Origin of the sequence: Thermocrinis sp., from assembly GCF_036781485.1 — a bacterium.
Classification (GTDB): Bacteria; Aquificota; Aquificia; order Aquificales; family Aquificaceae; genus Thermocrinis.
In genome coordinates this window covers 260,109-270,451 of sequence record NZ_DAIQAX010000001.1, presented here as the reverse complement: position 1 = coordinate 270,451, position 10,343 = coordinate 260,109, and the positions used below count along the sequence as shown (strand labels likewise).

Sequence of the window (10,343 nt, the reverse complement as noted above, 5' to 3'; positions counted from 1 at the left end):
CAAAATTAGCCAAGAGATGGGAAACAGTTGGATAAAAAGCATAATAAACGCAAGGGAGGGGTTGGAGCTTATGTTTGATGAAAGCCCTTCCTTAAGAGGAAAAGCTCAGCAAGAGTTAGAAAAAAGCTGGAGGATAGCAGTAAAAAGGCTCATAGCTTGGTTCAAATATCCAGAGAATATAGCTTTAGCAAGGAAGTTTTTTGGAAGGCTACCAACGGAAAAAGACTTTCCAAGCAAGTGTCCATACACCTTTGAACAACTGCTTGAGTATGAACCTTGGATAGAATAAACTGTAATATGCCATGGAAAACGGCAGGGGAAGGTTGATACAAAAGCTAAGAGGCTTACAAAAAAGCGGTGCAAAGGCTTTGGTTTCTTACCTTATGGTGGGCTATCCTACCTTTGAGGACTCTTTGGAAGCCTTTAGAGTTGTACTCCGGGAAGGCACGGATATTTTGGAGATAGGCTTTCCCTTTTCTGACCCTGTGGCGGATGGTCCTAAAATTCAAAGGGCTCACGAGGTAGCCCTAAGCAACGGTATAAAGTCTAAGGATGTTTTTAAGGCTTCAAGTCTTTTAAAGGAAGAGTTCAAAGATGTGCCCTTTCTTCTGATGACTTACTACAATCCCATATTTAGGATCGGGCTTGAGAGGTTTGTAAAGCTCGCAAAGGACAACGGCATAGACGGCTTTATCGTGCCAGACCTTCCGCCAGAAGAATGCGAAGAGTTAAAAAAGGTATGCGAAAAAGAATCTATGGCTTTGGTGCTTTTGGCTTCTCCCACAAGCACCGAAAGAAGGCTTAAACTCATATGTCAATACACAGATGAGCTAACTTACTTTGTTTCTTTAACTGGAACCACGGGGGAAAGGGAAAAACTGCCCTTAGAAAGGCTAAGGAAAAATCTAAGTCTTTACAGAAGGGTGTGTAAAAAGCCTGTGGTGGTTGGGTTTGGAGTGTCAAAGGGAGAGCAGGCAAAAGAAATAGCTACGATGTCTGACGGTGTGGTGGTCGGAAGCGCCCTCGTTAAACTCTGTGGAGAAAGAAAGTTTGAGGAGTTGGCAGAAAAAGTCAGGGAGCTAAAAGAAAGCATGCTATCACCTTCTTACTCCCCCTGATATTTCAGAGATTGGTAAGATCACGCTTAGCACCACAAAGGCTACGAGAATACCTATAACCAGCATGGCAATAGGCTCAGCCAATCTTAGCCAAAGGTTTATAACCCTCATGGCTTGCTGGTCGTAGACCCTCTCCAAAAGGGAAAGGGACCTTTCCAGCTCTCCGCTCTTTTCGCCCACTGCCAAAAGACTAACAAAGAGTGGAGGGAAAACTTCTTTGGACCTTAGAAGTTCCGAAAGGCTTTTGCCCTTTGCTACCTGTTCCGGCAAGTCTTCCAGCTTTTTTCTGATATATTCGTTGGTTATACTGCCTATGCTCAAAGAGAGGGCTCTGACCATAGGTATGCCAGAAAAGAGAGCCATCCTCAGACTTCCCGCAAACCTTGAAAGCTGAAAGTAAAAGGAAACTTTTCCAAATATGGGGATCTTCAAAAAGTATCTGTCTAAGCTCTCCTTACTTATTAATCTTCTTCTGAGGAGCAAAAGCACGAGGGCAAGGGGTAAAAGGTAAAAGGCATAGCCAAGAAGGTTTGAAAAGAAAAGAAGAATTTTTGTTATTAGCGGTAGTTCCTTTCCCAAACCGCTTAGCACACTGGCGACCTTTGGGATCACAAACTTAACCACCAAAAGCACAGAAAGAAAACTAAAGACTATAACAAAGGCAGGGTAAGTTAAAGAGGAAAAAACCTTTGCCCTAACCTCGGACATTCTACGCAAAAACTCTCCTCCAATGTCCAAAACCTTTTCTAAGTTTTCTCCCCTCTCTGCAGTCTTTAACATTTCTAAGATAAACTCTGGAAAGATCTCTCCCTTTTCAAAGGCTGTGTGTATAGGTTCTCCTTTCTCTATGGCTTCCTTTACGGAAAGTAAAGCTTGTTTTATTCTTCTGTCTTCTACCTGTTGGCTTGCGGTCTCGAGGGCTTTTAAAAGGTTCAATCCGGAAGAAAGCAAAAGCGACAGCTGGGTCAAAACAAAAGCTAAGTCTTCTTGGGAGGGCTTTCTCCTAAAGATTTCTTTCTTCCAAAAGCTTTTGGTAGGCTCTTCTATCTTTATGGGCTTTATGCCCTGAGAGGTCAGAACTTCGTAAGCGGAAACTCCTTCTGGCACTTCTATTTTACCGCTTCTTAAGTTCCCAAACTGGTCTATGCCTTTGTATATCTTTACTTTCTTCACGGCTTTAAGACGTATTCTCTGTCTTCTATGATTATACGGTATTTTTCGGGCAAACCTTTAAAGCTCTTTTGAGTAGTGCCCGCATTTTCTGCAAGAAAAGAAAAGGACTTAAACTTTGCCAGTTTTATGAGCTTTTCCTCTTCGTAGAAGTTTATACTACCGTAAGGGTAAGGAAACTCGTAGTAGTAAAGGATGCCATCTTTGAATATGTAGGCGCACTTGACCATGCCTTCGTAGTAGTCCCCCGCATAGGTGTGTAAAAACAGCTTGTCCTCTTCCATGTAGGCGTCCTTTGCGGACATCAGCTTTCTTTGAATGTTCCAAACAAGCAAAGACTCATCCCTTAGTCTCTGACTGCTTTCCACCACGAAAAGAGAGCTTTCTGTGCCAGACTTTAAAACGTAAGACAAAAGACCAAAGAGCAAACCAAGCAATAAAAGGACAACAAGAACCTCAACAAGCGTAAAGGCTTTTTTCATCTTTTGTAGATGTATATTACCGCACTGCGGTATTTAAGCTCTACCTCCTTTATGTTGGGATAGTCCTTCAGATTTTTTTCTTTAACTTCTATGCTATCAAACTTGTTCTGTATGACTGAGTTGCTCAAAAAGATCACGTCTTCGTAAAGCTTTTTTGAAAGTTGATATTCCCTTTGGGCGTTTGCTAAGAGTTCAAAGAGCACACCAAAGCCTATAGCCAAAACCGTTAAAGCGACCAAAACCTCCACAAGCGTAAAGCCTTTACAGGTTCCAAACATCTATGTCGTCTTCTGTGCCTTCCCTTCCGTCTGGACCAAAGGACCTAAGCTCAAAGGGTCTTTGCACACCCGGAGATATGTAAATAAAATCGTTGCCCCACGCATCCTTTGGAAGCTTGTCCAAATATTGCCTCCATCTGTTGGGCACGGGAGGAGTGTTTGGCTTTTCCACCAAAGCCCTTAGCCCCTGCTCGGTTGTTGGATAAAAGCCGTTGTCAAGCTTATACTGCTCAAGGCTGTCTTTTATAGCTTTCATCTGAACCTTTGTTGCCTCCACCTTTGCCTCATCCACCCTTCCTGTGATCCTTGGCACCACAATAGCCGCAAGTATTCCAAGAATGACTATAACCACCAAAAGCTCAATGAGAGTAAAGCCCTTTTTCATCCTTGATTATTTTAAACCCTAAACCTGAAATAAGCCGCGCTTTTGGACACGGTAAAGCACAAAGACTTAAAATAGTACTGTCCGAGGTGCCCATACTCTACAAGCACTTTCCCATATCCTTTGTGGTTTCCAAAGTGGAGGGGGATAGGCTTGTAAAGGACATAAACATATTTTACAAAATAGAGAAGGACAACGGCTATTGCACCTATCTAGATCCAAACGTTGGATGCACCCTTGGCCAAGAAAAACCCTATCTTGCAAACAGTACCCTTTCTCAATAATAAAGGATCAGCTAAACAGATATTTGGTGAATTTAGACCTAACCTGTCTTGGTTTTAACACAGACGAAAACATGCTCGTAGAACTACCAAAAGAAATACTAAGGGAGTTTGTTATAAGAGGATACTTAAAGATCATCTATTACCATCTCCAACGGAGGAGGCTAAAAGCAGTATGACGGAAGGAGGAAGTCCCTTTGTTTTATAATAAAAAACCGGGGAGTTAGAACACATGGGCTTTTTTATTGTACTACTTCTTTTATTTCTTGGGTCTTCCCTTTCCCAAGAAAGATACGTAAAAGTTTTATACAGCGATGGAAGGGTTCAAGTTGTAGACACAAGAAAGGTTCCTCTGAGTTCTCTAAAGGCCAGAGGGGATGTTATTTACGTAGAAAAACCAATAAAGCTGAATCTTCTGGACGATGTTGCCTACTCCTCCTCTGTTGCTTTGAGGGGCTCTTCCAATCAAAGCATTAGCGTAAGAACATACAACGGACAAAGACTTTCCATACTTCACCTTGGGGCTAATGTTAGCTTTTCTGGGAGCTGTTCTGGAAGCTTGGAAAATCTAACATGCTCTGACGGGAATTTAAGCATAAATGTTTCTTCCACCACAGACTGGAGATTAATAGTCCAGTCCTTTGGCAGAAACTTACAGCGCTCAGACTTTTCCATTCCTGCCTATTACATAGGTACTGGTGCGGCAAACACCGGAAAGACCGGAAGGAATGTGATAATAGGGGTGATAGATACAGGTATAGACTGGTGCCACCCAGCCTTTAGAAAACCGGACGGCTCTTCCAAAATCCTATACTTTTATGAGCCAAGCACAAACACCGAATACACAAAAACCCAAATAGAGCAGTTTATAAGGCAGGGAAGGTGCAACGAGGATTACGATGGACATGGCACCCATGTGGCTGGTATAGCATCTTACATCGCAAAGGATGCGGAGCTTATAGTGGTGCGCACAAACCTTGAGGATACAGACATCATCTTGGGTTTGGAATACTTGAAGAGGAAAAAGGATGCCCTTAACAGACCTATGGTGGTGAATATGTCCTTAGGGGGACATTTTGGACCTCATGACGGCACAAGTTTTTTAGAAAAAGAGATTGCTCGATACTCTGGGAAAGGTTTTGTTGTTGTTGTGTCAGCTGGGAACGAGGGCCACAGAAAGATTCACGCAAAGCTAAACAGTATTTCATCCACAACTTCCGTAGGGATTAACTCGTCCACAGGGGATATAGTGGACGGCTGGTATAAAAACGGCACGCTTAGGGTTGAGTTTTGTAATAGCTCTGGTGGTTGTCTGTCTGCAAACCCAGGGTCTAAAGCAAGCGGAAGTGTGGGAGGATGTAATGTGGAGATTGATAACACCACATCAAGCCATCCTTTGAACGGAGATGGAAGGTTCACAGTTTCGTTTAATTGCACTGGAAATCTCACGCTAAAGCTCACGCCAGTTAGCGGAACGCCAAGGGCAGACCTATACTTATCTAGAAACAGTGAATTTACCAACTTCTTTTTAGAAGACGGTCTTGGTGGCTATCTTGGAACGGTTGCTGTGCCCGGCACATCTCCGCATGTTATAACCGTAGGTGCTCTAACCTCAAGGTGGAGTTCTACAGACTTCAGGAGTTTTACAGACTTAGGTAAGATCGCCTACTTCTCTTCCCGTGGACCAACCAGAGATGGAAGGATAAAACCGGATGTGGTGGCTCCCGGCTACTTTGTGCTTGGTCCTCTTGCAGGGACCATCCAATACATCACAAAGGCAGGCACTTCTATGGCTGCCCCGGTGGTAGCTGGTTTAGTAGCGCTCATTTTGGAAAGCAATCCTAACTTAACTGTGGATGAAGTAAGAGGAATCTTAACTTCTCAAGCACTTTCTGACGATTTCACAGGAACGCTTCCAAACAACGTATACGGCTACGGAAAGGCTTTCCTTGCTTCGATTCCAAGCTCAGGTGGTGATGGGGGTGGTGGTGGAGGTGGTGGAGGTTCTGGTGGTTCCGATGTGGGTGGAGGTGGTGGAGGTGGTGGTTGTAGCATGGCGCAGGGTTCCTTCTCCACACTGCCGGTGCTTGTGCTTGTGGCTTTCCTTTGGCTAAGAAGGCTCGTAAGGAAAGAGTGGAGATGAAAGCTTTTGGGGTTTTTGTCCTCCTCCTTTTTTCATGTGCTATGACCTCTGAACCTGAGCAAGACTACAAGGTTTTGGTTAAGGATAAAGAGTGCGCCCAAAAGATAAAGAAAAAGTATAGGGTAAAGGCTGAGGTTGGAGACGTTTTGGTGGTTACCTTGAACCAAAGGGAACTTGAAAGCATCAAAAAAGAGGAGTGTGTAAGATACGTGGAAAGTCCCATAAAGCTAAAGCCCTTAGATAAACAGCGTTAGACCAAAAGTGTAAAAAGGAGACAAAACTCAAAGAATTGGTTAGTCTGTATGCGTATCCAAAGATCAGCGAAGGGAAGAAGGTAAGCAGAGCATTAAGGCTTGGGTTTAGCAGAAGGTGGGGAAGGACAAACATAAAGGAGACCGCTAAGTTTGAATACCTCTGCATCAGGTAAGCTCTAAAGAAAAGCTCTTCCGCAAAGGCAGAAAGACTTAAGTTTAAAACTTCGTAAGGCTTGTATCCCATAAAGTATGCAAGGGGAATAAAAAGCCACAGAAGGGACCACCTGTCTAAGAGTTTAAAATCTTTGAAAAGCAAAGGAGACAAGAGAATAAATAGAGAAAGGTTTGGAAAAGCAAAGGCTTTGTGTAGTGCCAAAAGAAGGATAAGAGCGCAATAGAGCAAAAGCTCAGAGTATTTTTTTATACAGGATCTTATCAGCAGATCTGTCATAAACCGCTTCAAAGCTTGCCTTCCTTTCTCCAACTTTTAGCTCCATCAGTATGTGAAAGGTTGAGCTTTTTGTGTCTATCAGGTCCCTTATTGCATAAAGTATATCAAGGGTCATGCCCTCTACCATAAGGAGGTCTTCGGGCTTTTTGAAAGGTTCTCTGCTTCTTCTTTCTATGATCTTGCTTGCGAGGGTTTGGTCTATCCTTTGGTCCAAAGCCATAAGTATGTAAGCGTTGGCGGTGTTTACGTTTATCTTTCCCTTAGAATGAACTGTGGTAAGGCTCAAAAGTCCCGGGTAGAAATTTTCTCCAAGCTGTTTTCCAAGTAGGTCCTCCCTTTTAAAGCCTATCCAATATAGCTCTTCCTTTGAGTCTAAGGGTGCCCTTTTTATGGGAGAGTCTGTTTCCAAAAAGCCCTCCTGCTTTCCCATCCAAACAAGCAAAGCTTTTTTGTAGGCAGGGTCTATGGCAAGGACCTTCAAAAGCCTTTCAAAAAACTTTCCGTAATTTCCGTCATCCACAAAGTTTAGGTTCAAAAACCTCTCTTCGTCGTAGATGGATACGCTGATCTCCCCCCTTTCGCTTCTAAAAACCATAGGGTTAGCCCAACTGTCCTGAAGGCTATCAAAGGACGGCTCATCCCTTTTTATGGTTTCTATTACAAAGGGAAGAACGTGCAAAAATGCATAGCTTGACTGTATTTTGAAGTAAATTTCCTCCACCGTCCTTTGGGTAGATTTGACGGTGTAGTATGCGTCCAAAACGTAGTAAGTAGAAAACAAAAACACAAACAGGGCAAGTATGGCAATCATCTTAGGAGCATATAAACCTCAAACATACCCTGACCTGTGTTATCCACTGCCCTTAGCTTTACGATCCTTATTCCCCTTTCCTCTATGGCGTAAATAAGATCGGATAGCTTTTCTCCCTTCAGGTTTGTTCCCCACACCTCGTAGCCCGTTTCTACTTGCTTGAAAGACTTAAAATCCACTCCGCGAGAGGAAAAGATCTCCCTTATAAGATCTTCCGTTGGCTGTTCCCTTTTTGTATGGACGTAGTTTGCCATAAGAAACATAATCTCCTTGTGCCTAAGATAGTCTTTGTAATACTGAGCCCTAAGGTCGTAATACTTGCTGAGAAAAAGGTAAGCAAGCAGGAAATACAACAAAAACAAACCTACTGCTATATCCCTCTTTCTTAGGCTCATCTTACCTCCAACTCAAACTCTACTGTGCCCAAAGGCGTTTTCTTTACCGCCTTGGTTTTTAGTTGTCTTACAATGTTTTCCTCTCCTTCCCCTTTAATGAGAAGGGTGCCCTCGGAAAAATCTATGGAGTATAGCTTTATGCCTTCTCTTAGTTGGGATGAGAGCTGTGAAAGTTTGGAGGTGAGCTGGAAGGGGTCTTCCTTTGTCGCCTTTGAAAGGACTTGCTCCCTGAGTGCGGTGGTTGGTGCGTTGGGAAAAACCTTTCTAAACTCTGCCTTTTCCCTTTCCCTTAGCCCATCCACAGACCAGAGCCTCTCCAGTCCAAGGTAAGAAAGCCCAAAAAGGACAAGCCCTCCCAAAAGCGCAGTTCCAAGGACCTTCAGCTCCCTTTCAGAAAGCTCTCTTTCTACAAAGTCAGGGTAAGGTGTTTTGACAACAGACCTGAGACTTGCCCCAAAGGCGCTGGTGTGCGTTGGCTCACAGTATGGATTTTCTATAGTCTTTTTGAAAAAGTCCTTTATGCCCTTCAGTTTGGCACCACCACCGCTGAGCAATACCGCTCCTTCTTGCAGGTCTAAGACTTCTAAAAGTTTTTTGAATCCTTCATAGACTTCCTTTAGCTGTAAACCTTTCTCTTTTTTTAGTTTTTCTCCCTCTTCTGGCTTTTCTGGGTTTGCCAGACTGCTAAGGTAATCTCCACCCCTCAGAAGAACCCTGTATTCTTTTAGCACACCCTTCTCTACCCTTACGAGGGTAGTTTTTCTCCTTCCCAAGTCAAGCACATAGCCATCTACTCCCAAAAGCCTTAGCACTCTGGCTAAGGAGAAAATCTCCAAATCCACACCGTCGCAACCTTCCGGATTGAAGTTTTTATAAACCCCCACTATGGCATCTCCTTTGTGCAAAGACAAGTCCCACTTTACCTTTCCAAACTTTTCTGAAACCTCAATCTGATAATAGCCTTTTAGCTGGCTCAGCTTTTGGGTAAAGGCTTTTTCTATCTTGACAAAGCAAAGGTCCGATGGCACGACGCATATTTTTTTACCTGCCTTACTGGTAATAGCCCACCTTTTGGTAATAGGGTTTGTCCTTATGCTGAAAACCTTTTTTCCATCTACGCCCGTATAAACCATCACTCTACCTTTATGGCTCTTATTAGCTCTTCGGATGTGGTGATGCCCATGAGCACCTTTCTAACTCCGTCCTCCAGCATGTCCTTAAAGCCCCTTTCCTTGGCAAGCCTTCTTATGGCGTTGGCGTCTTGAGTTCTTAAGATAAACTGCTTTAGCTCTTGGTCAAGCTCTAAAACTTCAAACAAGCCCGTCCTTCCCCTGTAGCCCGCTCCCATACACTCATCACAGCCTACCCCTTTGTAAAAGGTATATTCCCCACTTAGTCCAAGCTCTCTTAACTCTTCTTCCGATGGTCTGTAGCTCACCTTACAGTTTGGACAGATCTTTCTTACAAGCCTTTGGGCTATTACTCCTTCCAAGGAAGAGGCTATCAGAAAGGGTTCTATGCCAAGGTCTGCAAGCCTTGCTATGGCGGAAGGTGCGTCGTTGGTGTGGAGGGTAGAAAGCACCAAGTGTCCCGTAAGGGCTGCATGAACTGCAATCTCTGCGGTCTCGCTGTCCCTTATTTCACCCACCATTATAACATCCGGGTCTTGTCTCAGAATTGCTCTTAGCCCACTGGCAAAGGTCAGTCCCACCTTAGGATTTACCTGAATCTGACTTATGCCCTTTACCTGATACTCGGGAGGGTCCTCTATGGTTATTATGTTTCTCTCTGGACTCTTTATCTGCAAGAGCATGGCGTAAAGGGTTGTGCTCTTTCCTGAGCCTGTGGGTCCCGTTGCCAGCACAATTCCGTAAGGCTTCTTTGCAAGCCTTTTTACTTTCTCCAAGTCTTCCGCAAATAATCCAAGGTCTTCAAGGGTAAGCATGGTGGAGGACCTATCAAGGAGCCTCAGAACTACCCTCTCCCCAAAGACGGTGGGCACCACAGAAACCCTTATGTCCAGCTCTCTGCCCCCTATCTTTACCCTTATCTTCCCATCCTGTGGGACCCTTCTTTCTGCCACGTTTAGGTTTGCCAAAACCTTTATCCTTGAGACCACAGCGTCGTGTAGGGACAGAGGAATGCTCATATAATCGTGTAGCACTCCGTCAAGTCTGAACCTAACGTAAGAACCGTCCTGATAAGGCTCTATGTGTATGTCTGATGCAGAAAGGGTAACCGCCTTTATGAGTGTGGAATTGACAAAGCTAACCGCAGGGCTTTTGTCTTCCTCAAGGAGTATGTCCTTTGGTCCCTCACCTTCTCCCTCTGCGCTTTCTATAATAACCTCCTCTTGGGCTAACCTTTTCTGCAGTTCTGCGGTAAATTCCTCATTTTCCACAAAGACCACATCTACTTCTTTACCAGAAATAAACCTTATCTCCTCCAAAAGGAAACTATTATACCCCTTTGGAGCCAAAAGCTTTATACTGCTTTCAGTTTCTTCTATGGGTATGAGCTTATAGGTTTTTAGAATGTCCATTGTTATTAATTATACGATTTCCTACCCGACGCATTA

The 10,343-nt window shown here is 43.9% G+C and carries 15 protein-coding genes; 6 read left to right on the top strand and 9 right to left on the bottom strand.

The features are described from left to right. Both V7P40_RS01570 and trpA read left to right on the top strand, forming a co-directional pair. Window positions 1-289, top strand: a 289-nt coding sequence (locus tag V7P40_RS01570; RefSeq protein WP_333784211.1) for a DUF29 family protein, incomplete at its 5' end; no start/stop codon positions are given. A 13-nt stretch (window positions 290-302) separates the two neighbouring features. After that, window positions 303-1,118: a tryptophan synthase subunit alpha gene (gene trpA / locus V7P40_RS01565; RefSeq protein ID WP_333784210.1), complete on the top strand. Its 816-nt coding sequence runs from the start codon at window positions 303-305 to the stop codon at window positions 1,116-1,118. Here the strand turns inward: trpA and V7P40_RS01560 are convergent. The 4 genes from V7P40_RS01560 to gspG are packed head-to-tail and all read right to left on the bottom strand — an operon-like array spanning window position 1,098 to window position 3,433. Next, a complete protein-coding gene (locus V7P40_RS01560) occupies window positions 1,098-2,291 on the bottom strand; it encodes a type II secretion system F family protein (RefSeq protein ID WP_333784209.1) in 1,194 nt (397 codons plus the stop codon). The genes trpA and V7P40_RS01560 overlap by 21 nt on opposite strands. Beyond that, window positions 2,288-2,770, bottom strand: a complete 483-nt coding sequence (locus V7P40_RS01555) for a prepilin-type N-terminal cleavage/methylation domain-containing protein (RefSeq protein ID WP_333784208.1) — start codon at window positions 2,768-2,770, stop codon at window positions 2,288-2,290. Before V7P40_RS01555 ends, V7P40_RS01560 begins: the two co-directional genes overlap by 4 nt. After that, window positions 2,767-3,048: a prepilin-type N-terminal cleavage/methylation domain-containing protein gene (locus V7P40_RS01550; RefSeq protein WP_333784207.1), complete on the bottom strand. Its 282-nt coding sequence runs from the start codon at window positions 3,046-3,048 to the stop codon at window positions 2,767-2,769. Before V7P40_RS01550 ends, V7P40_RS01555 begins: the two co-directional genes overlap by 4 nt. After that, a complete protein-coding gene (gene gspG, locus V7P40_RS01545) occupies window positions 3,032-3,433 on the bottom strand; it encodes a type II secretion system major pseudopilin GspG (RefSeq protein WP_333784206.1) in 402 nt (133 codons plus the stop codon). The genes V7P40_RS01550 and gspG overlap by 17 nt, the downstream gene beginning before the upstream one ends. A gap of 86 nt (window positions 3,434-3,519) precedes the next feature. On the opposite strand from gspG, the gene V7P40_RS01540 reads away from it, so the two are divergent. Genes V7P40_RS01540 through V7P40_RS01525 form a run of 4 tightly spaced genes read left to right on the top strand, consistent with a single transcriptional unit; the run spans window position 3,520 to window position 6,108 of the window. Further along, window positions 3,520-3,714 carry a hypothetical protein gene (locus V7P40_RS01540; RefSeq protein ID WP_333784205.1) on the top strand — a complete coding sequence of 65 codons (195 nt, stop codon included), beginning with the start codon at window positions 3,520-3,522 and terminating at the stop codon, window positions 3,712-3,714. 26 nt (window positions 3,715-3,740) lie between these two features. Continuing rightward, a complete protein-coding gene (locus V7P40_RS01535; RefSeq protein ID WP_333784204.1) occupies window positions 3,741-3,890 on the top strand; it encodes a hypothetical protein in 150 nt (49 codons plus the stop codon). Between the two features lie 53 nt (window positions 3,891-3,943). Further along, window positions 3,944-5,854, top strand: a complete 1,911-nt coding sequence (locus V7P40_RS01530; protein WP_333784203.1) for a S8 family serine peptidase — start codon at window positions 3,944-3,946, stop codon at window positions 5,852-5,854. Beyond that, the gene (locus V7P40_RS01525; protein ID WP_333784202.1) at window positions 5,851-6,108 is read left to right on the top strand and encodes a hypothetical protein; all 258 of its coding nucleotides are present in this window, start codon (window positions 5,851-5,853) and stop codon (window positions 6,106-6,108) included. The genes V7P40_RS01530 and V7P40_RS01525 overlap by 4 nt, the downstream gene beginning before the upstream one ends. Here the strand turns inward: V7P40_RS01525 and V7P40_RS01520 are convergent. From V7P40_RS01520 to V7P40_RS01500, 5 genes are read right to left on the bottom strand one after another with little or no spacing between them, the layout of a single operon-like run. Beyond that, window positions 6,038-6,559 carry a CPBP family glutamic-type intramembrane protease gene (locus tag V7P40_RS01520; RefSeq protein ID WP_333784201.1) on the bottom strand — a complete coding sequence of 174 codons (522 nt, stop codon included), beginning with the start codon at window positions 6,557-6,559 and terminating at the stop codon, window positions 6,038-6,040. The genes V7P40_RS01525 and V7P40_RS01520 overlap by 71 nt on opposite strands. Then, window positions 6,516-7,370, bottom strand: coding sequence for a type II secretion system protein GspK (locus V7P40_RS01515; RefSeq protein ID WP_333784200.1), 855 nt, complete (start codon window positions 7,368-7,370; stop codon window positions 6,516-6,518). Before V7P40_RS01515 ends, V7P40_RS01520 begins: the two co-directional genes overlap by 44 nt. Next, on the bottom strand, window positions 7,367-7,765 hold the full coding sequence (locus V7P40_RS01510) for a hypothetical protein (protein ID WP_333784199.1): 399 nt from the start codon (window positions 7,763-7,765) through the stop codon (window positions 7,367-7,369). Before V7P40_RS01510 ends, V7P40_RS01515 begins: the two co-directional genes overlap by 4 nt. Next, complete coding sequence (locus tag V7P40_RS01505) at window positions 7,762-8,898, bottom strand: hypothetical protein (protein ID WP_333784198.1); 1,137 nt, start codon at window positions 8,896-8,898, stop codon at window positions 7,762-7,764. The genes V7P40_RS01510 and V7P40_RS01505 overlap by 4 nt, the downstream gene beginning before the upstream one ends. Beyond that, window positions 8,898-10,307 carry a GspE/PulE family protein gene (locus V7P40_RS01500; protein ID WP_333784197.1) on the bottom strand — a complete coding sequence of 470 codons (1,410 nt, stop codon included), beginning with the start codon at window positions 10,305-10,307 and terminating at the stop codon, window positions 8,898-8,900. Before V7P40_RS01500 ends, V7P40_RS01505 begins: the two co-directional genes overlap by 1 nt. Window positions 10,308-10,343: the final 36 nt, after the last annotated feature.

Excerpts from the sequence above, each read along its gene's own strand:
- V7P40_RS01550 (WP_333784207.1), bottom strand. The coding sequence starts at position 3,048 with ATGTTTGGAACCTGTAAAGGCTTTACGCTTGTGGAGGTTTTGGTCGCT.
- V7P40_RS01515 (WP_333784200.1), bottom strand. The coding sequence starts at position 7,370 with ATGATTGCCATACTTGCCCTGTTTGTGTTTTTGTTTTCTACTTACTAC.
- V7P40_RS01500 (WP_333784197.1), bottom strand. The coding sequence starts at position 10,307 with ATGGACATTCTAAAAACCTATAAGCTCATACCCATAGAAGAAACTGAA.
- V7P40_RS01520 (WP_333784201.1), bottom strand. The coding sequence starts at position 6,559 with ATGACAGATCTGCTGATAAGATCCTGTATAAAAAAATACTCTGAGCTT.
- V7P40_RS01525 (WP_333784202.1), top strand. The coding sequence starts at position 5,851 with ATGAAAGCTTTTGGGGTTTTTGTCCTCCTCCTTTTTTCATGTGCTATG.
- gspG (WP_333784206.1), bottom strand. The coding sequence starts at position 3,433 with ATGAAAAAGGGCTTTACTCTCATTGAGCTTTTGGTGGTTATAGTCATT.
- V7P40_RS01505 (WP_333784198.1), bottom strand. The coding sequence starts at position 8,898 with ATGGTTTATACGGGCGTAGATGGAAAAAAGGTTTTCAGCATAAGGACA.
- V7P40_RS01530 (WP_333784203.1), top strand. The coding sequence starts at position 3,944 with ATGGGCTTTTTTATTGTACTACTTCTTTTATTTCTTGGGTCTTCCCTT.
- trpA (WP_333784210.1), top strand. The coding sequence starts at position 303 with ATGGAAAACGGCAGGGGAAGGTTGATACAAAAGCTAAGAGGCTTACAA.
- V7P40_RS01510 (WP_333784199.1), bottom strand. The coding sequence starts at position 7,765 with ATGAGCCTAAGAAAGAGGGATATAGCAGTAGGTTTGTTTTTGTTGTAT.
- V7P40_RS01555 (WP_333784208.1), bottom strand. The coding sequence starts at position 2,770 with ATGAAAAAAGCCTTTACGCTTGTTGAGGTTCTTGTTGTCCTTTTATTG.